This window comes from Actinoallomurus acanthiterrae, assembly GCF_054775715.1.
In genome coordinates this window covers 7024545-7048901 of record NZ_BAAHCO010000001.1, presented here as the reverse complement: position 1 = coordinate 7048901, position 24357 = coordinate 7024545, and the positions used below count along the sequence as shown (strand labels likewise).

General features: G+C 66.3%; 21 protein-coding genes. 14 read left to right on the top strand and 7 right to left on the bottom strand.

Annotated elements, in window-relative coordinates:
• Window positions 1-1054 precede the first annotated feature (1054 nt).
• Window positions 1055-1792, top strand: a complete 738-nt coding sequence (locus ACYVF7_RS33240; RefSeq protein WP_460348492.1) for a DUF6879 family protein — start codon at window positions 1055-1057, stop codon at window positions 1790-1792.
• A 243-nt stretch (window positions 1793-2035) separates the two neighbouring features.
• Here the strand turns inward: ACYVF7_RS33240 and ACYVF7_RS33235 are convergent, their stop codons facing one another.
• From ACYVF7_RS33235 to ACYVF7_RS33220, 4 genes are all read right to left on the bottom strand, one after another.
• Window positions 2036-2356, bottom strand: a complete 321-nt coding sequence (locus ACYVF7_RS33235; RefSeq protein ID WP_460348490.1) for a histone-like nucleoid-structuring protein Lsr2 — start codon at window positions 2354-2356, stop codon at window positions 2036-2038.
• 563 nt (window positions 2357-2919) lie between these two features.
• Window positions 2920-4269 carry a hypothetical protein gene (locus ACYVF7_RS33230; protein WP_460348488.1) on the bottom strand — a complete coding sequence of 450 codons (1350 nt, stop codon included), beginning with the start codon at window positions 4267-4269 and terminating at the stop codon, window positions 2920-2922.
• A gap of 217 nt (window positions 4270-4486) precedes the next feature.
• Entirely contained in the window at window positions 4487-5614 is a 1128-nt protein-coding gene (locus tag ACYVF7_RS33225; RefSeq protein WP_460348486.1) for a hypothetical protein, read from the bottom strand.
• Between the two features lie 435 nt (window positions 5615-6049).
• On the bottom strand, window positions 6050-7426 hold the full coding sequence (locus ACYVF7_RS33220) for a helix-turn-helix domain-containing protein (protein WP_460348484.1): 1377 nt from the start codon (window positions 7424-7426) through the stop codon (window positions 6050-6052).
• A 476-nt stretch (window positions 7427-7902) separates the two neighbouring features.
• Here ACYVF7_RS33220 and ACYVF7_RS33215 point away from each other — a divergent pair, with 476 nt between their 5' ends.
• Window positions 7903-8523: a DUF6879 family protein gene (locus ACYVF7_RS33215; protein WP_460348482.1), complete on the top strand. Its 621-nt coding sequence runs from the start codon at window positions 7903-7905 to the stop codon at window positions 8521-8523.
• A gap of 461 nt (window positions 8524-8984) precedes the next feature.
• Here the strand turns inward: ACYVF7_RS33215 and ACYVF7_RS33210 are convergent, their stop codons facing one another.
• The gene (locus tag ACYVF7_RS33210; protein WP_460348480.1) at window positions 8985-10349 is read right to left on the bottom strand and encodes a helix-turn-helix domain-containing protein; all 1365 of its coding nucleotides are present in this window, start codon (window positions 10347-10349) and stop codon (window positions 8985-8987) included.
• 90 nt (window positions 10350-10439) lie between these two features.
• Here ACYVF7_RS33210 and ACYVF7_RS33205 point away from each other — a divergent pair, with 90 nt between their 5' ends.
• The 5 genes from ACYVF7_RS33205 (at window position 10440) to ACYVF7_RS33185 (ending at window position 15587) form a co-directional block, all read left to right on the top strand.
• On the top strand, window positions 10440-10811 hold the full coding sequence (locus ACYVF7_RS33205) for an ATP-binding domain-containing protein (RefSeq protein WP_460348478.1): 372 nt from the start codon (window positions 10440-10442) through the stop codon (window positions 10809-10811).
• Between the two features lie 577 nt (window positions 10812-11388).
• Entirely contained in the window at window positions 11389-11961 is a 573-nt protein-coding gene (locus ACYVF7_RS33200; protein ID WP_460348476.1) for a hypothetical protein, read from the top strand.
• A 438-nt stretch (window positions 11962-12399) separates the two neighbouring features.
• Window positions 12400-13695 (top strand): hypothetical protein, encoded by a 1296-nt coding sequence (locus ACYVF7_RS33195; protein WP_460348474.1) that lies wholly within the window; start codon window positions 12400-12402, stop codon window positions 13693-13695.
• A 534-nt stretch (window positions 13696-14229) separates the two neighbouring features.
• Window positions 14230-14862: a hypothetical protein gene (locus tag ACYVF7_RS33190; RefSeq protein WP_460348472.1), complete on the top strand. Its 633-nt coding sequence runs from the start codon at window positions 14230-14232 to the stop codon at window positions 14860-14862.
• A complete protein-coding gene (locus ACYVF7_RS33185; RefSeq protein ID WP_460348470.1) occupies window positions 14859-15587 on the top strand; it encodes a hypothetical protein in 729 nt (242 codons plus the stop codon). The genes ACYVF7_RS33190 and ACYVF7_RS33185 overlap by 4 nt, the downstream gene beginning before the upstream one ends.
• Here ACYVF7_RS33185 and ACYVF7_RS33180 read toward each other — a convergent pair.
• Together ACYVF7_RS33180 and ACYVF7_RS33175 are read right to left on the bottom strand one after the other, a co-directional pair.
• Window positions 15556-16471, bottom strand: a protein-coding gene (locus ACYVF7_RS33180; RefSeq protein WP_460347951.1) for an IS5 family transposase whose coding sequence is annotated in 2 segments (ribosomal slippage) — window positions 15556-16134 and window positions 16136-16471 — 915 coding nt in all. Because the reading frame shifts where the segments join, the coding sequence is not laid out codon by codon here. The genes ACYVF7_RS33185 and ACYVF7_RS33180 overlap by 32 nt on opposite strands.
• 47 nt (window positions 16472-16518) lie before the next feature.
• Window positions 16519-17304, bottom strand: coding sequence for a hypothetical protein (locus ACYVF7_RS33175; RefSeq protein WP_460348468.1), 786 nt, complete (start codon window positions 17302-17304; stop codon window positions 16519-16521).
• 539 nt (window positions 17305-17843) lie between these two features.
• Here ACYVF7_RS33175 and ACYVF7_RS33170 point away from each other — a divergent pair.
• The 7 genes from ACYVF7_RS33170 (at window position 17844) to ACYVF7_RS33140 (ending at window position 24206) form a co-directional block, all read left to right on the top strand.
• The gene (locus ACYVF7_RS33170) at window positions 17844-19040 is read left to right on the top strand and encodes an IS110 family RNA-guided transposase (protein ID WP_460345227.1); all 1197 of its coding nucleotides are present in this window, start codon (window positions 17844-17846) and stop codon (window positions 19038-19040) included.
• A gap of 25 nt (window positions 19041-19065) precedes the next feature.
• Entirely contained in the window at window positions 19066-20592 is a 1527-nt protein-coding gene (locus ACYVF7_RS33165; RefSeq protein WP_460348466.1) for an ATP-binding cassette domain-containing protein, read from the top strand.
• Window positions 20582-21922 (top strand): DUF2399 domain-containing protein, encoded by a 1341-nt coding sequence (locus ACYVF7_RS33160; protein ID WP_460348464.1) that lies wholly within the window; start codon window positions 20582-20584, stop codon window positions 21920-21922. Before ACYVF7_RS33165 ends, ACYVF7_RS33160 begins: the two co-directional genes overlap by 11 nt.
• A 389-nt stretch (window positions 21923-22311) precedes the next feature.
• Complete coding sequence (locus tag ACYVF7_RS33155; RefSeq protein WP_460358250.1) at window positions 22312-22929, top strand: DUF6879 family protein; 618 nt, start codon at window positions 22312-22314, stop codon at window positions 22927-22929.
• Window positions 22930-22990: 61 nt separating this feature from the next.
• Entirely contained in the window at window positions 22991-23308 is a 318-nt protein-coding gene (locus ACYVF7_RS33150) for a hypothetical protein (RefSeq protein ID WP_460348462.1), read from the top strand.
• Between the two features lie 394 nt (window positions 23309-23702).
• Window positions 23703-23927, top strand: a complete 225-nt coding sequence (locus tag ACYVF7_RS33145) for a hypothetical protein (protein ID WP_460348459.1) — start codon at window positions 23703-23705, stop codon at window positions 23925-23927.
• A gap of 45 nt (window positions 23928-23972) precedes the next feature.
• Window positions 23973-24206 carry a hypothetical protein gene (locus ACYVF7_RS33140; RefSeq protein WP_460348457.1) on the top strand — a complete coding sequence of 78 codons (234 nt, stop codon included), beginning with the start codon at window positions 23973-23975 and terminating at the stop codon, window positions 24204-24206.
• Window positions 24207-24357: the final 151 nt, after the last annotated feature.

Sequence of the window (24357 nt, the reverse complement as noted above, 5' to 3'; positions counted from 1 at the left end):
CCGGTCCGATCGGACCCTTTCGGTCACCGCCGTTGGACCCAAAGCCCGGTGATGGGTCCGATCCATCGGACCCAGAATCCAGGGTCCGCTGTGGTGGACCCACGCTGTCAGGGTCCGGTGGGCTGGACCCATCCGTTCCCGCTGCGGCAGTCGGGCGCCGGGACTCGGAAGGGTCTGCCGCACCTGGCCAGCGTTTCGCATCGATGGCGCATATCAAAGCGGCGATCTCCTGGTCGGACTGGGGAATCGCGGGTACGCCGCGGAACCGATCGCCTCCTGGGCACGGCAGCCCGGCCTTGCCCGCAACGGAGAACACCTCATCGCCAGGCTCGGGGAACACCTTGAAAACTGCCCGCCTTCCCCGGCGCGCTTTTTCGACCTGCATCAGCAATCCCAACTCTTGGAGATCCTTGATGATCTGCAAGCCGCGAGATTTCTTGACGTCAGCCCAGATACGCACCGCGTCCAGGCCCGGGAAGCCCAATCGGTTCCTGTCGTCAGCTGAATCACAAATCTTCATCAGCGCCAGCTTGTGAGCCGGAGTGGGCAGAGAAAGATAACCCGCAACGACCATCAGATGAGCGCTCAATCCGCTCCAATCTCCATACCCTCGATGCCGACGTGCCCACGCAGACCCCCGCACCTGTAGTGCCACCTGGACGGACATCGTGCAGACCAAACACCGCGGCAGTTGCCTGTCCCGGCGGTGCTCCGTCCGAAGGACGCGCACTCTAAAGAACAGCGATCAGCGGAGGGTAAGCGATGCGTTGGGTCATGCGCCGAAGCGCACCTCGGCGATGCTCACCGATAGGCGTCGCCGTGCCCGCTCATCGCTGGCGTGCCCGCATGATCGTGCATCGGAGGGCATCACGGCGCGATGGTGTCATGGCCGATCGCGGCCTGGTTTCATGGTTGCCACACGCATCCCTGATCCTGGCCAGGCATGCTTCAGCGGTATCTGCCCGTGGACGCTCATCGCATCGGGCAGCCGGTCGCCACGCGAATATCGTGGCTTGGTGTCAAGGATCGCCCCAATGCCCGCATCGGAGCTGTCATGATCGAACGACTTCGAGACGTTCCCGGTGACGCGTTGTCCGTCGAGGACTACCTCGCCGACTTCTCGAGACACTTCAACGACTTTGGCGGCAGTGTTCTCAAACTCGAAAGACGTCAGGCGTTCCGTGAACCGGAAGACCCAAGCTGGCGCGCACTCGATGCCGGGGACTGGCGCGAGGCCATACGGCTCATCGACGGACGCCGAGACGACATCCAAGACCCCGTGCTGAGCTATCCCGACGTCGAACTGCGGCGCCTGCGGATCGTGGACAAGCCTTACACGCCCTACCTGCAATGGGAGCTCTACTACATTCGATTGCGAGCAGAGGCCGGCGAACAAATCCACATCCTCGACGCAGGCAGCATTCGCCACCTAGAACAGGGCACGCCCCTGCCGGAGACCGTCATCATCGGCTCTCAGATCATGTACGAGGTCATCTACGACGACAATGGTGACCTCCGGGGCGCCCGCAAGATCACCGACACACACGTAGTACAGGCAACCGCCCACGACATACATGGACTGTTCGTCACCGCGAAAACACTTCAGATGTTCTACGCCCAGGAGCCGACAGCCCTGCCGCCTCTGCTCCAGGCCGAAGCCAGCAACACACAAATCTCATCTCCGCCGAGTCAGGACGCCGCCGGAAGAAGACACCGCAACGGAGATGACGCCGTCCGCTATACCTCGCCGGACGAGGAGCCCTCCGACCAGGGCCGGCAACGGCGTCTCTGATACCTGCGGGCATCAGCAGGCACGCGTCTCGGGCGCAACCGTCAGATCGTTGACCGTACGACTGTCGGCCTGAAACGGCTTGAACGACCGCCGCAACGACGCCAGCGCGGCGCTCCATTCTCCAGCTGCGGCCGACGACGATCGTCCGCCGTCGACCGCACCATGAGCCTCGGCCCTGAACCGCCATCCGGCTTGCCCGACCATATGACTGGTCGCTCGAGATTGCAGTGGCTCGGTGAGCCGTCAGTTGGCGCGTTCGTATTCTTCGACGACAGTCGCCGGGATACGGCCGCGCTCGTTGACCTTGATGCCACGCGCCTTCGCCCACGCACGGATGTCCGCGCTGCGCTCGCGGCTCGAGGCGGCACGGCTGCGGCGGCGGCGTCCCACGCCGGCCCTCCGCGCGTGCTCCACGAACGGCGACAGAGAGTCGCGCAACTTCTTTGCGTTGTCGCTGCTGAGATCGATCTCGTAGGAGACACCGTCGATAGAGAACGGAAGAGTCTCTTCGGCGTCGGTGCCGTCTAGATCGTCGATAAGTCGTTTGATGACCTGCTGTGCCATGTCCCCCCCAAGGGTTTCTGAGTAAACGGTTCGGATCAATGTAGCATTACTCGTTACCCGGCGTGCTGAGCCATAGCTGACAGCAGCACACATCGCACCTGTGAGGCGGCGGCAAGGCCGACCTAACTGGCTACGACAGACAGGCGGTAATGCACAGCGCCGTCGATATTCCCTTGCTCAAGCTTCAGTCGAATCGACGTGCGCATCACTAGAGGCTTCCCGGTACGGCGGCGGGAGGAAACCTCAGCCATCGCGATGCCACAAGACCGCCGGTGTCGGCTCATACCCCGCATGACCAGCGAAACACTCACGAAGACCGGTGTGCGGCGTCACCAGGATCCGCCAGTCTCGGGCCAGTGGCCATGCCGGATCGTGCCAGGCGGTGCGCTGAAACAGGGGCCTGGATCCGCCGTGCCGGGTTCGGCTTCCGGAGCAGTTGAAGCCCGATTCGCCCCAGGACCGGCAGAGCGCGTACCGCGGGGTGGGCGGCGATGTCGGCCTTGGCAATCGCGAAGCGCCAGCACGTCCGATTTGGGGATTTGGCCGTGGCGTGGCGGAACCAGTCAACGAGCGCGGAAGCGCGACCGTAGTGCACTGGACGGGGATCGATTCGGCTCGGCGTACGGTGCCGGAGATCTCCTCTCACGGTGGGCGATGGCAAAGGCGGCCATCATCGTGCTGCGGGCCACCTCCCGATTGCCGAGTGCGACCAACGAACAGGACACCCGCCACCAAGCAAGCGCGGCCTCGGAGTAGAGCTCTGCTCGGGTCAGGCATCCAGCAGCTCGCTTCAGCGCGGTGAAAGCCGGAACGTGATCACCGGCCGAAGCGAATGCTTCTCCGGCCAGCGCCAGATCTCGACCTTCGACTCCGGGCGAAGCTCCGGCGAGGCTTCCCATCAGTCTCCTTGCGCTGGCCCGTGCTTTCTCCACCTCCCCTGCGTCGATCAGCCCGCGAACCTGAAGCATCAACTCCCCGGCAGCGTCTCCAGACGCATGCCGCCGTGTCGGCTCCTGGCCTGGCGGATCGATAATGCGATTCCCAGCGCCGGCGAGCGTTCGCCGCGTCGAAGCTGTCGGGCCATCGATGAAGGTCGCTGGCACCAGTGAGTGAGGCGATTCGATCGCCAACGCCCGCCGGGTCAAGGTTCGGACTGAATCTCCATCTCCGAACGCCGCGGCCGCGTACGCGGCGGCGCGGTAGCCCCGTGAGCGGACTGTGGGATCGCCTTCGATGTCCAGACGGCGGAGCAGGTTCCGTGACAGCCGAAGCGCTCTTTCGTGCTCGCCAAGCGCGGTGTACGCGGCGAGTTGTTCGATTGCCAGGACCGCGTCCCCGCCGGTCGCTTCGGTGGCGAACATCCGCCGCAGTGCCTCATTGGCGATCGCGAGAGCTGCGGGGGCATCCCCGTCCAGGCGATGGCAGCGGGACCTGGCGGCGTGGGCATGAGCCCAGAGGGGGTCAGACGATGGTAACCGGGTTACCAGCCGATCGAGGTGGCTGAGCGCCTGGCGGTATCTGCCGTCAGCTTCCAACCCGCGGGCGAAGCCGAAAGCCGTGCGATCGTAAAGCACTGGCAAGAGAACAAGGGCGGGATCGGTCAACGCGTTCCGCAGGATGCCCAGTGCCTGCGATATCTGACCATCGAGCAATAGGGAATCGGCCGATTCTAGCCGCAGACGCAGCGGCGTGACCCTCGTCTGTGGAATTCCTTTTTGTAGATATGATGGATTGCAGCCCAGTGCGAGAAGTAGTTCCGTGATGCCTTCCTCGGACGGGGCAATCCAGTCGGATTTGCCGGAAGAGGTGCTGCTCGTCGACCTGGTGTCACCGCCAAGGTGGTCCCGGGTATATCCATGAACCAGGCGAAGAAGGCGTACGCGTTTCCCGTTCGTATACGTTTGGTCTATCATCGGGTGCCTCCGTGTCACCCAGAAAATAGACGACGCCGATCAGCAGCGACTCAGCTGAGGGTAAGGAATAATCTTGGACCTGTCGTAATGATCCTTAGACGGAGCGCGCCAGAAGGGAGGCGAAGCTATTGTCGACCACCGATGTACGCCGAGCGTTTCGTCTGATCGGTTGTACGCATTGAATATGCCGCGTACGGGCCGTTGTCGCGGGCGGTTCCTAGAGGCGCTGTCGATGAGAGACCGAAGTGTTCGGACGAGCGGGCGCGGGGGCGGTATACGGCACAACGGGGATCAAGGACCATGCTCGCTCCGCTGTCCGAGATGCCGTTGCGGTGTCGTTGGTAGCAGCAGACCATACGGCTGCTTCCGCCCAGGCGTGCGCGGCCGGCCGCAGCAGCCCGAATGCCTCAAGAAGCTGTGCGCCGTCCCGCAATGCGGTGATGCCGGCGTCGACCTCGCCGTTCGCCACCAGTACCTTGCCGACCTCGGCGAGAGCGTGTCCAGTGACGGAGGATGGAGCATTAGCCGCCGCGGCCAGCAGGGCGTCGCACGTGCGCAGTGCGCGGGCAACATCCCCCTTCGCAAGATGGGCACGTACGGACAGCACCCACCGGGCCGTCGACAAGGCGGGCTCCACTTCGGCCTGGGGAACGAGCCGGACGAGCGCTGCTGTGGCGTCGGCGTGACCGGTGCCGTCCTCGGCCTGCAACAGCAGGTTGGCGTATTGAGTGGCCAGGCGATGCGCCGGGGCCAGATGGTGTTGCGACGCGACAGCGTAGGCACGGCCGGCCCATCGTCGTGTCTCGGTGAGGTCATCAGCCTGTGCCGCCGCGTACGCTGCGGCGGAGAAGGTCACGTACTTGATCTCGGGCGGAGCCGACGTCATCGCGCGGGCCAGGACGTCATCAAGGATCTGCGAAGCCATCGCGTGGTCGCCCAATGCAGCATGCGCACACAGGAGTTCGGCCCGGACGGCCACCTGCTCGCCGGCCGCGGCCCCGCATGCCCGCAAGGCGTCACGCGCCACCGCGATGGCCGTGGCCGGAGCACCGTCCCGCCGGTAACAGCGGACAAGCGCAGCGGCAGCCGGGGTCCACAAATTCTCACTCGGAATGGTCCGTTCGGTGAGCTTTTGAAGTTGAGCGATCGCAGTGCCGAAGCGCCCGGACTCTTCGAGCGCGCGCGCGTGCACGAGCACCAGCCTGTCGTACAGATTCGGCAGCAGCATCAAACCGGGGTCGGCCAAGAGCGCCTCCGCGCGCCGCAGTGCCGGGTCGCGCCTGTCCCAGGCGACAGCCGCGCTCACTGCGGCGACCTGAACACCCAGAGCCGCCTGCGCTTTCACGGGGACGCCATCGGTGAGATACCGCGGAGGGCATCGCAAGACGGCGGCGAATCCCCGTATGGTCGCGGGAGATGGAACGCGGAGGTTGCTTTCCACGGCCGCCATATATAGCGAACTGCCGAGCGTCGACCAGTGAAGCCCACGCGCCCGCCGCAATGTATAAATCCGCTCGCCAACGGTGTGTGGCTCTCGAAGCATCACAACCTCCTTTAGGTGCCGAATCGACGCTAGCAGGCGGCGATCGGCACATTGAAAGCGGACGGTCAGCGCATATCTGACAGAAGGCTGTCCACCACAGGATGCCGGTGCTAACTCAAATGTCGCAGCCGTCGGATGCGAACCCGATTAGAGAGGTGTCAGGGAGATTCGGGTGAGCGTGACAGTGTATTGCTGAACCATACTTTGTAAAGGAAGCCGCCTGATTCGGCGGCTGCGCTAACGACTCTCTTGTTGTCGTATCGACAGCGGCGTATTCAGTCCCGCAAGCTGCGGAAGAGCATAGATCGCAGACTCCCGTGGTTGAACGCCCCACTCGATAGCGGTGAACGTTGCGGACATAGCCGTTCTGACCACGTCGACTGGATCGGTAAGCAACGAGGACCGCCGCTGGGTGATCTCCCGGGCTTCGTCGCTCAGCCCGGCAGCCTGCAGCAGGCTTGCGGCGTCGGTCAGCACCGAGGCCGCGCGTTTCAGTTCCCCATCGGCCGCAAGGACCTCACCGACGGCGGCGAGGGCTTGACCTTGAACCGCAGCAGGCGCAGTGCCCGATACGGCGTCCATCAGGTGTGCAGACGTCGCGAGCGCTTCATCGAGGTCGTCCGAATGTAGGTGTGCCCGTACGCGGTGGATGAGCGTCGTGGTGACCGTACCCGGAGGAAGGCCCCGTCGCGTCAGTATCGCGTCATGTGCGGCCATGACGTGTGCGATCGTGTCATCGTCGCCGGCTTGCTGGAGACTCCCATACAGGCTGAGCCGCCGAACCTGGGGAAGCGGCCTTGCGGCATCGACCAGTTCCTCGGCTCGGCCCGTCCAGTTGCGGGCCGCCTCGACATCTCCTCGGATCGTTGCCGCCTGCGCGGCGGCCTCGAAGGCGGCAGACCGCAGGGAGGGATCCAGGTCTGGAGTCAGCCGCGCAAGCAACTCGACGGTCAATCGTCTCGAACGCCGATGCTCACCCATTGCCGCATAGGCGGCGAGCTGCTCGATCCCTATGATCACATGGGCCTCGTTGGTGTTCTCATTGACCGGACGGTCAGCCAAAGCGCTCAACGCGGCGTCGGCGACCGCAGCGGCGTGATGGAGATGGCCTTCCATGCGATGGCAGCGAGACCGCGCCGCTCGCACGTACGCCCCGAGCTTGTCGTCTGGTTCGAGGCGACCTCGCAAGGATTCCAGGCTGACGAGTGCCGTATGAAGGTGCCCTGTCTCTTCAAGGGCGCGGGCGTACCCGAAGGCGACCTCGTGCCATTTGGCCGGCAGGAGGAGGAGCGCGGGATCACCCAGAAGTGCGGCGAACTGCTGGAGGGCTTGCCTGGGTTCACCTCTTCCTAGGGACATGTCTGCACAGCGCGCGCCAACAAGCAACCCTGTCCTCTTACTCGTGGACAGGCCGACGGCGAGGTAACGCACATCGAGGGAAAGCCTGGTCGCAAAAAGGCGGAGGGCCTGGGCGGAGGGACTATGTTTTCCTCCCTCGACCCTCAGTACGTACTTAGCCGTCCACCGGGTGCCCTTAACCAGTTCGGCTGCGCTCATGCGGCGTTCGGCACGTATGAGTTTGATTCGTTCTCCGACTGTCTGCGGTTCACTCACGTTCGCCTCCTGTTTGTGCTACACGCTAGAGGTAGGCGATCAGCAACGGCTCAGCGATCGGTGAGGATCCGAAATTGCATCCCAACGGATCAGTTTCTGACCCGAATGAACTCACGCTCTATCGCCTCAATCGCGGAGTGCGTTCGCGATCGCAGGAGAATGGGCAAACTCTGCGATGATGGGCGTAGCGAGAGAACATCCTGCTGACGGATCGCTAACGAACCAGTGGTTCGATTTTTCGAAGCCTGGATCACCGTACGCGCCACGCTGCTGCCGGTGGCGCCCAGAGGGCGGTTGGAGGGAAGCCGCATCGGCGTAGAGGTGCATCGGCGAATACACTGGCACATAGATTCACGCGATGGGTGGAGACGATGAGAGCAGGCGAAGACGCAGGCCAAAGCGCCGGACAATTTCGGATACTTCTAGATATACGAGATGCGCCGGGCGACCTACTCGATGCTGCCTCCTACCATGCGATGCGACATGGCGATGCGAAGCGACTGACGCAGCCGATCTGGAAGCTGGAACGATCTCAATACTTCTGTGAACCCGACGATGACCCCGCCTGGCAGGCCTACCTTCGCCGTGACTGGCAAAGCGTTCGCGCCGCCTTCGAGAGCGATCGGCTGGCCGCCCGCGCGGAAGCGGAACAATACAGCCAACAGGGGAGCGTGCTCCGGCGCCTACGTATTGTTGAACGACCCGTCTCAGAGTATCTGATGTGGGAAATGCAGTGGTTTGTTGTCTTGGCGCAGGAAGGCATCGAGATTCGTACGCTAGAAGCCGAACGTGTGCGCCACCTCGAGCATCAACGTCCTCTTCCTGAGATTCTTGTGGATGAACACGCTGTCTATCATGTTCAATACGACGCCGACTGGAAGGCCTGTGGCGCCCGGCGGATCGCCGATCCAGACATCATCCGGCAGACGACACGGGAGCTCGCAACGCTCTGGGAACTGGCCGAGCCATTCCCGGACTACTTCAACCGTGAGATTGCGCCGCTAATCGCGCAACGTTCCCTGCGGGACGGCCATCCACAGCCCTACACGCTCCCTCGCAGCAGGACCACAGGCCGCGGCGATCGGCGTAACGTGTAGCTCGGGGCGGGTCCCAGGGGTTGCCACCTGGGGAAGGTGGCGACCGGGGGACAGTCCCGACCTTGTCAGGCCAGGTGGCCGCTGGCTTCATGGAGATCGTCGTACCGGCGGTGAGGTTGTCAAACGCATGCGGCGATCCGCCGGCCCCGGGAGGCTGACACCCGCCCGGGGACCACGTCCCGGGGGAACAAGTCACATCGCCGACAGCTCAAAGGTCTGCAAACGGATGCCAGCGACGTTGGTGTCGGCCAGGACGCCGCCGTCGTGGACCACCAGCCCTTCAGACAGACGGGGTCAGAAAAGACCTCAGGTGATCGATCGCCAGCAGTCGGCCGGCCGTGAGACGCCGTAGCGAAACAGCGGCCCCTCGGCGGCGGATCTGCGAAGGAGGCCAAGGCGCGATGCCGTTGAGGACCCGATGATCGCGGTCGTGCTGGGCGAACGGCCATGAGGACCGCTGGTCACAGGCCACGTCGGCGTCCCCCTTCGGTCGGCGGTTCGCGTGGCGGTCTGTAAGACGAACGTTCCACCGCACGGCTACCTGACCCTCGCCTCCGGAAACCGTCGAAAAGCGCCCGGCCCAGCCAAGGTGCCTTCCTCACGAAGCTCTCCGACCGTTGCACTTTCGGCGAATCGAGGCCGCTGGCCTTGATGAAGGGCACGCCTTGCAACAGGTCCGATGCTTCACGCATGGCGACAGCGGCCTCCTCGGACCGAAGACCCACAGCGGCTAGCACCTCGCCGTAAGCATTCACAACCTCGAGGCGGGACCACGGTGAGGCACCGATCGCCTCATCGAGGAGCGCATCGCAGTGTTGCAGCGCGGTGTCGAGCGCACCGATTCTCAGCTGTGCTCGCATCAGCTGGCCGAGACGGCGCGCTGATTTGTTCGGAGGCACCTGTCTGGTTGTGACTTGGCGGCGGAAATCAGCCAGGGCTGCGGCAGATGCTTCTGGTTGTGGGATGGCCTGCAACAAGTCGATGCAGTCGGCGACGAGGCGCGCTGCAGGCTGCAGGCCATAGGCAGAACCGGTGCTGTATGCCTGCGAGACCCATTGGAGGACCATGTCAGAGTCACCGGTCCGTGTCGCAGCGTAGGCGAGGTTGCGGTAGACCTCGAACCGGACCTCGTGCCGGAGCGTGCCGACTCCACTGGCTAGCACTGCGGCTTCGCGTCGAGTGGCGGTGGGGTTGCCGCGATCAGCGTAGACGGTGAGCCTTTCAGCGGAAAACAGTGTGTTAGCGAGCTCGATCGGCTCATCATCGAGATCCATTGCAGGCAGGATCGAAGTCCGCACCATATTCTCGGCACCGGCGAGATCACCGGCTAGACGCTGGCAACGGATCATCGCCGCACGGCACGTCACCCATCGCCCATCTCCGGCCCAAAGCTGGGCCGCGGCGTGACGGAACAGCGCCTCCGCCACCGTGTAGTCGCGGTCCTGCTCCCGCGCGAGCGCCACCCCGATCTCGGCATCGACCCGGCGGCCCAGCAGCACCGTGGCCGGGTTGGTTCGCAACTCGGTGTAGCGCTGCAGGGCCGCTGATGCGTCAACCCGCCGCAGCACCTGCTCCGCGACGGTGAACGTCGCCTCGATACGGCGTTCGTCGCCTAGCGGGACCCCGTTCCTCAGATAAGAAATAGGACAGCTGAGCCGGACAGCGAACTCGCGCAGCAGACGCTCAGGCGGCTCCGCCTGCCCGGACTCGAACCGAGCCACATCGGCTGCGCTGCATACCCGGTCGGCCAGGGCCTCCTGTGTCATCCTGTCCGTTTGGCGTAGCAGCGCGATCCGTTGTCCGACCGTTTCCACCTGTGCTGGCATTTGCTCACCTCAAGCCGGAATCTGGAGGAGGCTAGAGCCGATCGATCAGGTGAGCGTTAGGGAGCGATCAGGACGCCGGGGACCGCCGGAGTGTTCAACGGCGCCTCCGCCACCATCACCCGCCTGATCCAAGACGAACAGCGCATCGAGATCCTCACCGACGACGGCGAGACGACCAGCTACGACCACGACGAACTCGACGAACTCCTCCACGCCTACGCGATCACCATCCACTGCTCCCAAGGCAGCCAATACCCCTGGGTCGTCATCCCCCTCAGCACAGCCGCCGGCGGCCTGATGCTCCGCCGGCGCCTGCTCTACACCGCGATCACGCGCGCCGAACACGCCATCGTCATCGTCGGCCCGCATCACGCACTGCAGATGGCTGTTGAACGCACCGGTGCACGACGCAACACCGCACTCAGCCGCCGACTCAACGACGGGCTTATCCAGACACAGTGAGGCCAGCTCGCGGACTCGGCTCCGGCCTCAGATGCGGCTTCGGCCGTCCACCGCGATGCGGGATTGGACTGTCGGCATGCGCGCCGAGGCCCTGGCCGCCGTCGGCCCCGTGGCCGCGAAGCCCGCCCTGACCTTCGTACGGCCGAGCGCCTCCGGGAAGCGGCCGGCTCACCGCCCGAGAACGGGTGGCCGGGCAACGGAGGCTGGCAGCTCTCGGCCAGGACGCTCCTTGTCCGCCTGGGCGGCCCGGAGGCCGAGACACGCCAAGCCGCCTCACTCGGGTCACCGTACGGTCGAGCGCCGGCCCCGGGCCGGGCGCTGAGGTCCCGGAACGCGGCGTCGCGTTGATACCGGCCTCGCCGCTGCGCGAAGCCCTAGGAATCCGGGTGGGCGAGCGCCCCGCTCGCCTGACCCGCGACCACGCCGATTGCGGGACTCGCCCACATACCGGGGACGGGACCGCTACCGCGTGTCGGGATGCTTGTCGCCGTCGCGGTGGTGCGTACCGCAGCCGTGTGCCGAAAGCGCCTTATCCGGAGCTGACGGTGCCCTGATGAGGCGAACATACGGTCGCGGCATGGCTGTTGAGGTGAGGACAGACCGGCTGGCTGCGGCACTTCATGCGCTCGGTTTTGGCGAGGCGGCCGAACAGGCCGAACGGATCGAACGGCCAGGTGAGGAGCAGGTCACCGGGCTACGGCTGGCCAACGCCCTGTACGGCGTGGCCGAGAGGCTGTTGTACGCGGCCGAAGACGCCGCATTCGACCAGACCGACCCCGGGGATTCTGAAGCCGATCGGGTCATTCGCACGACACGCCGGTATGAACTGCGGGCCGGCGGCCTGGTCGGTGCGCCAGAGACGACGCGGGACGTGCTGGCAACGCTGGAGGGGCGTATTGCCCGGACGCGGATGACGCTCTTCGACGAAGCGGCCGCCCGGTTCGACGCTGCGGCCACCGAACCGGACCCGGTGTTCATGGTGGCCGATCACGCTCTTGGCATCGCATGGTCGATGTGCGCTCTGCGGACCGGTGTCCAAGCCGGCCGCAGCGCGATGTCCAGTGCGCACGACGATATCGCTCGTATCACCGGCATCCTCGATCAACTGCCGGGTGCTGCCCAGTTGCCCGACGTTATCCCTTCCTTTTGATCGGTTCTGGTCTGCCGTAGCAGATGGACCCTCCGGGCTCTGTAGCCGCGTCGATACCGAATCATTCAGCAGCGATTCGTTCGCGTACCCGTGGAATGCAGCGCTCCGTTCGCCCATACCAAGGGAATGTCATGGAAAACGGTGGCCCGTGCCGTGGATCTACAGAAATGGTGATTCGCGGCGACGTTCACTGTGCCTGCATTTCTGAGTGCTCTGACCGCGATGGGCGCCGCCAGCGTTGCCAGCGGGCGGTGTCGTGAAACGTTGTGGCGATGCTCGGCGGCATTGCGCTGCTGGGCCGCTGCCCGGCACTTCGGAAAAGCTTCGCCTGCCGCCGTTACAGCCTCCGTTTAGTCACGCAGGTCAAATGCAGCGGTGGGTACAGACCTGCTGGCGAGAACTCACTGTGGGTGGGTCGGATGCGTGGGGGAGATGCAGATGGCTGACGGGTTGCTGCAGACCTATCGGGTACTGCTCGCGCCGGTCCTGAAACGCATGGACGGCGTGACGGATGACCCGGCTGACCTTGAGATGGCCGAGGCCATCCTGATGGCCGCCGAATCGGCCGACGGCGTAGGGCTGACCCGCTCGGAGATCGCCGGCAGGGCCGGCATCGACCCCGATGACGAGCGATTCGATTCCCGTTTCAACATGCTGACCAAGGCGGGTGCCCTGCAACAACTGCATCGGGACAAGAAGTATCAAGTCCGGTACTTTCCCGATCCGATGGCATTGCTGGCCGCTGAAATACTTACGCGGCTGGGCCAAGATAACGGTGCCGAGGAGTTGCACAGCATTCTGGTGGCCGCTGCAGACCGGTTGGAGTCTGCGTTCAGCGAGGGCACCGGTGGTCGCGCGCCGAGCGTGAACGAGGTCGCGGTCCTGATCGTGAGGTTGTCGACCTTGCTGCATGCTTACGCTCAGCGGATGGAGGCCGCGGTGATCGCGGGCACCTATGAGGAACTGGTGGGTGCCCGGACGGGATCATCGACAGGGCGGCAGATGATCCAGATCGAGCGGGTGTGCCGGGCGATCAACCGCGACGGCAGTCCGTACGGGCGTCTCTTCCATGACGCGAATCGTTTGCTCGCCGCGGGCCAGCGTTTCGTGGCTGCCACTGAGCAGCTCACCGATCGGCTGGTGGAGACGGCGGCCACCGGTGAGGGCGTGTTGAGTTTGGCCGGCTATGAGAGCTATCGAGACGCTGCGGTCCATGCCGATCTCGACCAGCTGGCGACGGTGGCTGCGACGGTTCCGGTGGAGTGCCTGGTGCCACTGGTGCACCTGACCGATCTGGCTCAGGCGGCCACAGTGCTGGATCCGGTACCTCGTGCACGAACGGTCCCGGAACCGCCCCTGCCTGATCCGGACTGCGACCCGCGGGCCGTGATCGCTGATCGGCGGCAGCGCGCGGAGCAGCGTATGGAAGTACGCCGGGGGTGGGCGGCGGGGATACTCGCAGACGCTGACGAGGTGGACCTCACGTCTCAGGGCACGAGTTGGCCGCATGCCGCGAAGCTCTTGGCTGACGTCATCGCGCTTTCGCGAGACGAGTCGATGCCGGTCGCCGGCGATGTCGGAGATCCACCGCTTGTTGAGCCCGCGGCGGAGGTCGTTATTCGCCACCCGCTGCGGTTGCGTCGTGTCGCACCGGTCCGGTCGGAGTTCTCCACCGCCGCGACAGCAGCTCCAGAAACTGACTCTGCGGATCCGCTGAAATGGACGGCCGAATGAACCGCAACGATGTCCGGCTGACGGCGGCGCGTGCTCGCGCACGCCGAGAGGCGCTTCCCGGCGAGAGCGCCGTGCTGGGAGTCCTTGAGCCTCGTTTGTGGCGGCTCGTCGAGGTGGAGGGCACGGTGCTCCTGTCTGTCGCCGAGGACCTGCAACTGCACGGCGCGGACCTGGCCGGTTTGGCGCTGTCGCGGTTGTCGGAGGGCCAAGCCAAGACGCTGCTGGCGCTGCTGGTGGCCACGCGATCGACACCGTCGAACCCCACGCACCCGTACCCGGGCGTCGCTGCGACCGTGGACGATGTCCTCACCGTGCTGGGAGCGCCTCGGCTTGGCAAGCAAACCGAGGCGCACGTCAAGGGAGCATTGAACAAGCTGCACGGCTGGCGGCTGGCTCAGCTCGGCGAGGATGGGGCTGATCCGGTATCCGCTGAGCGCGGTGTGCCGGTCCGCCTGGGCCGGCCGCTGCCCTGTGGTCGGGGCCGTGGGTGGGTGAGCTCATGGCCGTGGTCGATCGGGCCGCCGAGCAGCGGGGGTGGCCGCGATGAGCCTGAGCTATCTCTCCCAGGCCGAACTCGCCGCCGTGACGTATGCGGTGGCGGTACTCGACCAGAGCCCAGGCCTGGTTCCGGCGGCGGTCCTGCCCGTGCTGACCCACCCAGACCTGCGCTTGGTGGTGGACGCACAACTCGACGCTGTAGGCGGGGCCGTGGTCGAACACCACGACGGCGGCGGTGCCGTCGTGGGGTACAGCAGCGGCTACGCCGATGACATCGCCGAGCGGCTCGCGGCCGAGGGCCTCGGCGTGCTGGACCCGGCAGGTCGCGCCGTGGTCGCGTTGGTGTTGTTGCGGTCGGTGGCGATGCCGACCGTCAAGGGGCGCCGGCCGCTGCGGTGGTCGGCGGCAACGCCAGTGAAACTGTCCGAACTGCATCACAACCGTCGACTGGGCAAGACCGTCGTACGCGAGACCGTCAACCGCTTGCACGATGCGCACGTGTTGATCAACGGTCGCGCTGCCGGGATCAAACCGGGACCGGTCTTCGACCGCCTCACCCCCGCGCAGCGGCATCGCATCGAGGAGGACCTGTTCATGCTCGCCGCCCCCGAAGACCCGGTGGCCGTTGCCTTGCAACACCGGCGGCAGCAGCCGGAGACGTCGTCATGACCCGGCGGCTTCCTGCGGTTCGGGGGGTCGTGGGCCGTCGCCGGATCACCTGCCTGCAAACCATCGACATCGGACGCCTGACCTCGGACCCGGTGTTCCTGACCGCAGGCGGGTTCATCGCCGTCACCGGTCAAGGCCCGATCGACTCCAACGAATCGTCGAAAACGACATTCGAGGCTGCGCTCAGCCTGATCCACGGCGACCCCGGCTGGCGGCAGGACTCGCCCCAATTCTCCGGACACGCCGCCGAACTGTTGTTCAACCCACCCAACACACCAGCCGGAGCTCACGTCCGCGCAGACGTCGGATTCATCGCCGCAGTGTTCGCCGGCACGCGCCCCGAACCCTCCGGCAACGGCGCCGATACCGGTGAACCGGTAACGGTGTGGGTGCGGATCCGGCGGCACGACGATCCCGCATTCGAGGTCGCGGTCGCTCCCGGCGTACGGCTGGCCTGCGGCGACACCCAGGCCGAGCGGCTCGCCGACGCCAAGCGGGTGTGGTCCACGCTGCGGGGACCCAAGTGGGGGCCGCAACGTTACGTGCGCGAACTGTTCGGGCCGGGGGTCAGCTGCTTGTCCTATGTCTCGACCCGCGGTGGACGCAGCGAGCAGCGGACCACACTGCTGGGCTCGGACGTCTCACAACTGACGCCCGAACAGATCGCAGGCCAGCTAGGCCGTGTTTCGTGGATCATTGGACGGGATCGCGGAGCCAGATCTTGATGGACGCGACGTCGATCGTGCCCTGGTAGATGACCTCCCGCTTGTCGAAGCGCGTGGCCACGGCGCGGAACTGCCGCAGCTTGTTGACGCAGCGCTCGACGGTGTTGCGCTCCTTGTAACGTTCGGCGTCGAAGTTGGGCGGACGACCGCCGGACGAGCCGCGCTTGAGCCGGTTGGCCTTCTGGTCCTCCTTGATCGGGATGACTGCCTGGATCTTGTGTTCGCGCAGGTAGGCGCGGTTGGCCTTGGAGGAGTACGCCTTGTCGGCCATGGCACGTGCAGGCCGCTTGCGTGGCCGGCCCAAGCCTCGGCGCGGGATGCGGATCGCATCCATCAGCGGGATGAACCGCGGGGAGTCGCCGTACTGGCCCGGGGTGGTCAGCTTGGTGATCGGACGGCAGCGCCGGTCGGCGACCAGGTGAATTTTGGTGGTCAGGCCGCCTCTCGAGCGCCCCAGCCCCTCACGGTTCTTGCCGGGATTCTTGTGATTCGATGCCGCCCCCCGCGCGGTGGTCGCGGGCCGGGTCGTCCTTGGCCGGAGTGTGCGGTGCTCCGGCGGCGTGCTGGTGGGCGCGGGCGATGGTGGAATCGGCCGACACCGTCCAGTCCTTGCCTTCGGCCTCGTCGCACCCGGCGCGCAGCCGATCCAGCGCCCTCGCCCACGTTCCGTCGCGTGACCAGCGGCGATGCCGCTTGTAGACGGTCTGCCACTTGCCGTACTGGGTGGGCAGGTCCCGCCAGGGGCAGCCGGTCCGGGTCCGCCAGAACACCCCGTTGATCGTGCGACGGTGGTCGGCCCACCGGCCGCCACGGCCCGGGTTGGATGGCAGCAGTGGCTCCAGCCACTCCCATTCCTCATCGGAAAGGTCATGTCGATCAAGCACACATCAGGACATACAGGACGAGCCGCTCAAGATCCAGGAAACACGCCCTAGTCGACCTCGCCGGGATGCGTCAGCTCCTGGACAACGAAACCACCCAGCGCGTCGACTTCTTTCGTCTCTCCCGCCTGCTCAAGGCCAAGGAACTGGAGGTTGGCAAGGCCGCCGACTCCGTTGCAACCTTCACCCGCGAGGTCGAAGCCATCGACGCTCGACTCAAGTTGCTCGACAAGGCCGGACACGCCCGCGACCGGTACGTCGCCGACACCGTCCGGCAGATCCTGGGCAGCATCGCCGAGCTCCGGGACGCACGCACGGCCGCCGACGACGCGGTCAAGCTCGCCGCCAACCGCGTCGCGGAGATCACCGACCGTCTCGCCGCCTTGGACGACACGGTCATCGCTCGCACCGCGGCCCGCACAGCAGGCGAGCTGGAGGCCGCGCGAGCGGCGCGGAAGCCGGTCGCCGACAAATCCCACCAGCTCCATATCGATCTTGAGGTCATCGAAAGAGACCGGGCCACCGCGGCGCGGGCAGCCACACTCTGGTCCGGACGACCAGCCGCACTCGTCGCCGCCGAACTCGATCAAGCGCGCACCGACCTCGAGCAGGCCGCTATGAACGCGCGGATCGCCGCGGAGCGGGAACGCGCCGCAGCCGAACACCTTGACGCCGTCCGGCATGGCACCGCCGGCCTTGCGGGCGAACGGCTCACAGACGCCGGAATCGCCTGGGAGCTTCTTCATGACGGCGTCGAGCTGGCTGACCACGCCCGCGCGTTGTTCGAACCCTTGCTGGAACCCTTCGCGGGCGCTATCTGTGTTGACCCAGACCATGAATCGGACGCGATCGCAGCGGTGTCCGGCCTGCCTGGCACCCTGCTGGTATCAGGGTCAGGGCCAATCCCGGCCGGTGTGCTCGCCGGCCCGGCGGCGCCGCGGGCCTACTCGACTGGATCGCGGCAGAAGGCCAGCTCACCGACGACGCTGCCACGATCCGTGGCCGGGTCACCGTCATCGGCGGGTTCGACCAGCCCACCGTCGGCCACAGCGCGCGGGAAGCCGCCGCGTCAGCTGAGTGGGACGCTGCGGTCGCAGCCAGGCAGCAAGCCGACGGCCAGGCCGCCCGCGCGCGACAAAAACATCAGGCATTCCCTACCTTCTTTCTCGGGCCGCTCGGGCCAGTCGTAGGGTTCGAGCACCCAGGGGTGCCGGGTGTGGCTGTCAGGCATCTGCCGTCTGTGGCTTCCCTCGATTGGCCGCCCGGCACCCCGCGACGACTCGGCCGCTGATTGAGAACTGCGAACACGTCGCTGTGTAGGGATGAGCCGGCGAGGTCGTCTGCGGGAAGACCAGGACAAACGCGCTGGGAGGCGATGTTGAGGCGGGCATGGGCCGGGATCGATATCGGCAAGGGACACCACCACGTGGTGGTCATCGACGCAGACGGGCAGCGGCTGCTGTCGCGGCGCGTGGCCAACGACGAGACCACGCTGGGCGAGCTGATCACGCAAGTGCTCGGCCTGGCCGATGAGGTGACTTGGGCCGTGGATATGACCACCGGCGGCGCGGCCCTGGTCCTGGCGCTGCTGATCGCTCACGGGCAGCAGGTCCTCTACATCTCTTCCACCATGGTCAACGCTGCCGCCGGCGGCTACCGCGGGGCAGGCAAGACCGATGCCCGCGACGCTGCGATCATCGCCGACCAGGCCCGCATGCGCCGCGGCCTGGCCCCGCTGCGGGTCGATGACGAACTCATCGTCGAGATGCGGATGCTGACCGCCCGCCGCGCCGACCTGGTCGCCGACCGCACCCGGATGGTCAACCGGCTGCGCGAGCAGCTGTTGGCCCTCTGCCCGGCGCTGGAGCGCGCCCTGGACGTGACGAACAAGGGCCCGCTGGTCCTGCTCACCGGCTTCCAGACCCCTGCGGCGATCCGCGCGGCTGGTGCCGCGGAGCTGGAGCGCTGGCTGAGCGACCATGGCGCCCGGCGGGGTACCGCCGACCTGGCCGCCCGTGCGGTGCAGGCCGCCAGATCCCAGACCACCACCCTGCCGGGCGAGCAGTTGGCCGCCATGCTGGTGGCCGACCTGGCGAAGGGGGTGATGGCCCTCAATGAGCAGATCAAGCACATCGACCTGCTGATCGAGGACCGGTTTCGCCGCCACGAACTGGCCGAGGTGATCATCAGCATGCCTGGCATCGGCGTGTTGCTCGGCGCCGAGTTCCTCGCCGCCACCGGAGGCGACCTGACCGCCTACGCCTCCGCCGACCACCTGGCCGCCTACGCCGGCCTGGCCCCGGTGCCCCGCGATTCGGGCCGTATCCACGGCAACCTTCACCGACCCCGCCGCTACAACCGCGCCCTCAATCGGGTGTTCTACACATCCGCGCTGGTGAGCATCCGCTTCAACGCCGAATCCCGGACCTTCTACGACCGCAAGCGCACCGAAGGCAAGCTCCACACCCAAGCCGTCCTGGCCCTCGCCAGACGGCGCGTCAACGTCCTGTGGGCACTCATCCGAGATCGCCGCTGCTACGAGCAGAGTCCTCCGGCCGCCCAGGCCGCATAGCTCGATCATCACTTGACAAACCTCATTGAGAATCGAAGACGAACTCGCCACCGCCCACGCCGAGCAACGACGGGCCGACCTCGACCAGCGCCGAGATGAGCTTCGAAGCCAGATCGCAACGGTCACCGACAGGCTGGCTCCGTTGGAGGAAGAGGTCGAACGTGCCGACGCGGCCCACCGCGAAGCCCGCGCCGAGCAACGTGGACTGCGCGAACGCCAGGCCGAGGTCGCCGATCACCTCGCCACCTGCGAAAGCCAGCTTTGCCAGCGGAAGAAAGAGCGTGCAGACATCCTCAGCTCGGCCGAAAGGTTCCTGCTGGCAGCCTGGGCCGGGCACCTCGACGCCTGCGCCCCACCGACAGACACGCTGCTGGCCAACACGCTCACCAGCAAACATCCGCTCGAACTGCCCGCCGACGTGACCACCGCGATTCAGAACCGCACAAACGAGGTGCTCGCGGCGATCGGCGGCATGAGCAGCCACCGCGACATCATGACCCGGCTGGAGGCATACCTCGGCGTCACCGTCACCGTCACTGCCGGTCGAAACGAGCACACCCGCGCGCGCGTCGACGGCGCTGACGCCAGTCTCGATACCCACACCCGCACGGCGCTGAAGCGCTATCACGAACAAGCCGCCAACGTCGATCTCCGACGCGCCCGCGACAGTGAAGAACGTGAAGTCGGAGCACTCGACGCCGCGATCGCGGCCCTTCGCGGCGCCGTCGAACGCCAGGCACAAGCACTGCGCTCGGCACTCGAACGCGCCCAAAGCGAGCACACGCGTCTGCAACGCGAATACGACGCCGCATACGACGAGGTACACGCCACCGACGCTCACCTCCGCAACCTGCAACGCAGCCTCGAACACCAGGTTCGCGGACTGTTCACCCGGGTCTCCCAGCGGTTCAACGAAATCCGATACCGCGACGGCGGTTGCGGTGGCGAACTCGGCTTCGAGATCACCCCACCCAGCCTGGACGTGCCCGAGGACAACCAGCCCACCAACTGCGGCTGGATCCTGCAGGCCACACCCCGCTGGGCACGCCGGCCACCGGACAACGGCCAACCCGAACACGTCCCCTACCACGAACAGGCCAACACCGCCCAGTACAAACTGGCCACGATCCAACTGGTCCTCGCCGCCCTGCTGGCCAACGACGATCCCATCGGCCGGCTGCTGATCCTCGACGAACTCGGGGACGGCCTCGGTGAAGCCCACCGCGAACGTGTCCTCGACGCGCTACGCCGCGCGGCCGAGGAAACCGGCATCACCGTCCTGGCCACCGTCCAAGACGACATCCAGCACGAAGCCTTCGCCCGCTGCTCCGAAGTCCTCCTCCTGCGCTATCAGTCCACCACCGACCTGCTCAACGAACCGACCTACATGTTCGCCGGCGACATCGACGGCGGCCGCCAGGAAACACTCATCCCGCTCGCCGATGTCCTGACCGACGGACGCGGACCCGGATGGTCGTCATTGCTCACTGTCTACAACCGCGCTGCCGAGGCACAGGCCGCCCACCGACGATCGCAAGACCATGCGGACTGAAGCACACGCCATCTCCGTCGACGGCCTGAACCCCCTGTTGGCGGCCTACGCAGCCATCGACCAACGGCCCGATCCGACCGGGGGAACCCGCGACCGCATCGACCAGCGAGGCCGGCTCCGCTACGACCACGCCTGGGTGCGACGTCCCGCACCCCCGCCGGTCACCGTCACCAGCACCTTCGGGCTCTGCGAGCGTGACCTACGATGGCTCATCGGAACCGGAAATCCACGCCGCGGCCGACATGCCCGCACTATCGCCAACGCGGCAGCAGAGTCCGGACTATTCCGCCTGCTCTACGAACTCGACTTCTCAAACGCCCGAACGAGGCTCGGCCGCCTCATCTACGTCGAACCCCGCCCCGACGCTCAAGCAGCGCTACGAACCTGGCTTACACAAGCTGACCGCCTCACCACACAATCGATCACCCGGCTCATCGATGCGGTCCCGCCGACCGCCAAGGCCTGGGCCAACACAGCCGCGCCACGCCTGATCGCCGCGACGGCCCCGACGATCGCAGCACGCACCGCACTCGTCGACGAACTCTGCTGCCTGGCCACCGCTCTACCCGCCAACGGCGTTCCACTGTCCGTCCTCGCTGCGCAGACCATCCGCAAAACCCACGGCCTGGACCCCGGCACCAATCTCGGCCGCCTCGGCGCTCGACTCGCCGCCGCCATCGCCGAACACGCACCACCCGCGAACACCACCGCCGTCCGAGACGCCTGGGCGGCCGTCGGCGTCTGGGTCGATCCGGTCTCCAGCCAAGTCGCCGGATGGCGACTCCCGCTCAACCCCGACCACCCCGCCGCAGCCGTGGCCGCCGCCTACCAAGACGCCGGCGAACCCGCTGTCCTGACCCTCGGCATCATCGCCAGCAACCACACCGAACCACTCATCGCCAAGGCAGCACCGCCACGAAACACCCTGTGGGTGGTCGAGGGCATCAGCATTCTCACCACGATCGCCTCCCATCGCATCCAGGCAGCAACACTCTGCCGAGCCGGCACACCAAGCGTCGCCGCCACCCGAATCATCACCGAAGCCGCAGCGGCCGGATGGCGCATCGCAGTGTCCTCCGACTTCGAGCCCGGCGGCCTCCGGGGCGCCATCACCACACTTCGGCACGCCGGACCCGCCGGATCCCCCTGGCGTATCACCGCCACCGACTACCTCAACACACCAGCCGAAGGCGAGCGCTTCGCCCCCGAAGACGTACCCGAAACGCCATGGGACCCCGACCTCGCCGCCACGGCCATGCGTCACCGTCGAGAACGCGCCAGCGAAGAAGACCGTCTGACCACTCTTCTAGCCGACCTCAACAGTCAGTGAGCCTGGAGCGCTGTTACGTTCCGGACGCCTCGGCTCGCAGGACAGTTTTGGAGCGGTAACTCACGATTTCGGTGAGGACATGGATGGTTCCGGTCCGTCGAAAAACCTCGGCGTGACAGTGCCCCGGCGAAGCCCTTGTGCAAGTCGGGGAGAATCGCATCGCCGTGGCCGGCGGCGCACTGATACGCCGCGCTGATATGCCCTGGCGTGCGTCAAACCGGTGAGTCCGCCGGGTCATGCGGAGGAACGATGGGAAGCTCGAGAGAGCGCTCCGCCAAGCTGGCGACGAAGATCGTCACCGCGCTGTTCAAGGTGATCGCACCGGGTTTTTCCACCCGGGCTGAGGGCCCGCAGGCCGGCGGGTCACCGACCCCGGCACCCTCACCGAGCTGTCCCGGCAGACCTCGATCGCCGATGACGAGGTCGCGATCTGGACCCCGGCGAACCTGAAGCCAAGCCTGCTGGAGACTTCCACCGGCACTTACGAACCAGGTCAGACCGGACCGGGTGAACCGGCCTTCGAAGATCTGCTGGCCGCAACCGAACGGTCCGTCGTGCACCTGGAGGCCCGTGACACCTACGACGCCACCGACCCAGCGTTCGTGAAATGGCAGACCGACGGCGACACCGCCTACACGTGGGACGGCTGGATCGACCTGGTCGGCGCTGCGGTGGCCCGCGGCGTCCGGTTCCGTCGCCTGCGAATCGTGTCCGAGCCGGTCAGCGACTACATCCGCTGGGAACACGCCATCAGCTACGGCAACCTCAAAGCCGGCGAGGAACTGCGCTGGCTGCCCCGCCACCTCGCCTACGACCTGCCGCACCCCGTCGCCGACTTCTTCATGTACGACCAACGCCTCATCGCCTACAACTTCACCGCCGGCGACGGCACCGACACCGGCCGAATGGAGTACGTCGCCGACCCCCGCAAGATCCTCCCCATCGTCGGCATGTTCGAGATGCTGTGGGAACGCGCCATCCCCCACGCCGACTACACCCCGTCCTGACCGTCCAGCCGGGCGAGGGCGGCGCGGATCCGCCGCGTCGCCGCCTCGCCGATCTCCGAAAGTGACCACCCTCGGGAATGCGCCCGACGCCGTGCTGGACATGGACCAGCTCACCATCGAGGAGTGCGGCGAACAGGACGGCGTCAGCGACTCGCCTTCGGCGAGCCGCATACCTGCAGGCGGAAAACGTCTGCAAGCCGTCCGCGATACCGACCGCGCCGCCGACAGAGCGTTGTCAGGCACCGTTCGGGCACTAACAGATGGATCGGTCACCGCGTCACCCGTCACTCGGCGCGTGGCCGTGCCGGCCGGTGCTGTGACGCGGCCCGTGCCGTGGTACGCCGCCGCTTGCGGGATTCGCGCCGAGCTCAACACGTAGCTGCGGGCCGTGTCGACCTGGCCGTCATCCCGATACCGGTTCTCGCCGGCTTGACCGTTCATCGTGGTCCGACTGGTCGATTACCGAGGGTCCGGTCCAGCAGCCGTAGCCGGGCTGTGCGGGATGAGCTGTTGGGTCGTCCGGTCGGCGGTCCAACGGACCGGACGCGGTGCGACTGCCCGCAGGACTCTCGTGGCCGGCGACGAACTCGCCGCGACCGTAGGCGATCTGCCGCCCGCCGTCGGCCGGCGGCTGTCGGACCACAGCGCCCGTCAACGGCGTCAGAGGAGCTGATCACGTCCTCCAGGTGATTGCGCTCCCGTGCTGACCGCCGCGCGGTCCGGTCCGGACGAACCGCTGGCGCCTCCGGCTGCGGTCCTATACCGTCCGGGCCATGTCTTCGATCGTCCAGACGTTAAGTCCCATCTTCACCACCCTGACGGGCACCGGCATCACCGTGGCGACCAGTCAGCTGAACCGCCGGAATCAACGGCGCGACACCATCGGCACCGAGTCCCGCGCCCGGGAGATGGCCGCCACCGCACAGGCTGCGAAGATCTTCGCGGAGCTGCAGTGCCAGCCGCGCGCCGTGACCCCGGCGTGGACGGGCGCTTGTTGAACCTTTTAGCCCGTCGGCCGTTCTTGTGCGCGCATACTGGCGGGCATGACCGACACCGAAGACGCCCGCAACGCGGCCGTGCTCCTGGCCGGGCGGGCCGCACAGGTGGCGCGTGTCTCGGGCCGGGAGTGGTGGCGTGAGGTGCTGCGGTGGATGAGCCGTGGGCGGCTTGGGCGCCGGCGCGGCTGGCCGGTCGTCCCCCGCTTGGACGCCCCGTGGCAGGACAGGTGGCTTGAGTGTCATTGGGGACGACGCGGCTCGGATTCGGGGCAGTGGTGAGCTGCTTGATGAGGTCGGCCAGTTTTCGGTGGGATGAAGAGCGGTTTCGGGCCGAAATCGAGGTAGCACCCGTCGCGGATCCGACGTTGACGGTCGGGCGTGGCGGAAGACCGCGGTCGGATGGCTGATTGACCACGGCCACGGGCCGCGG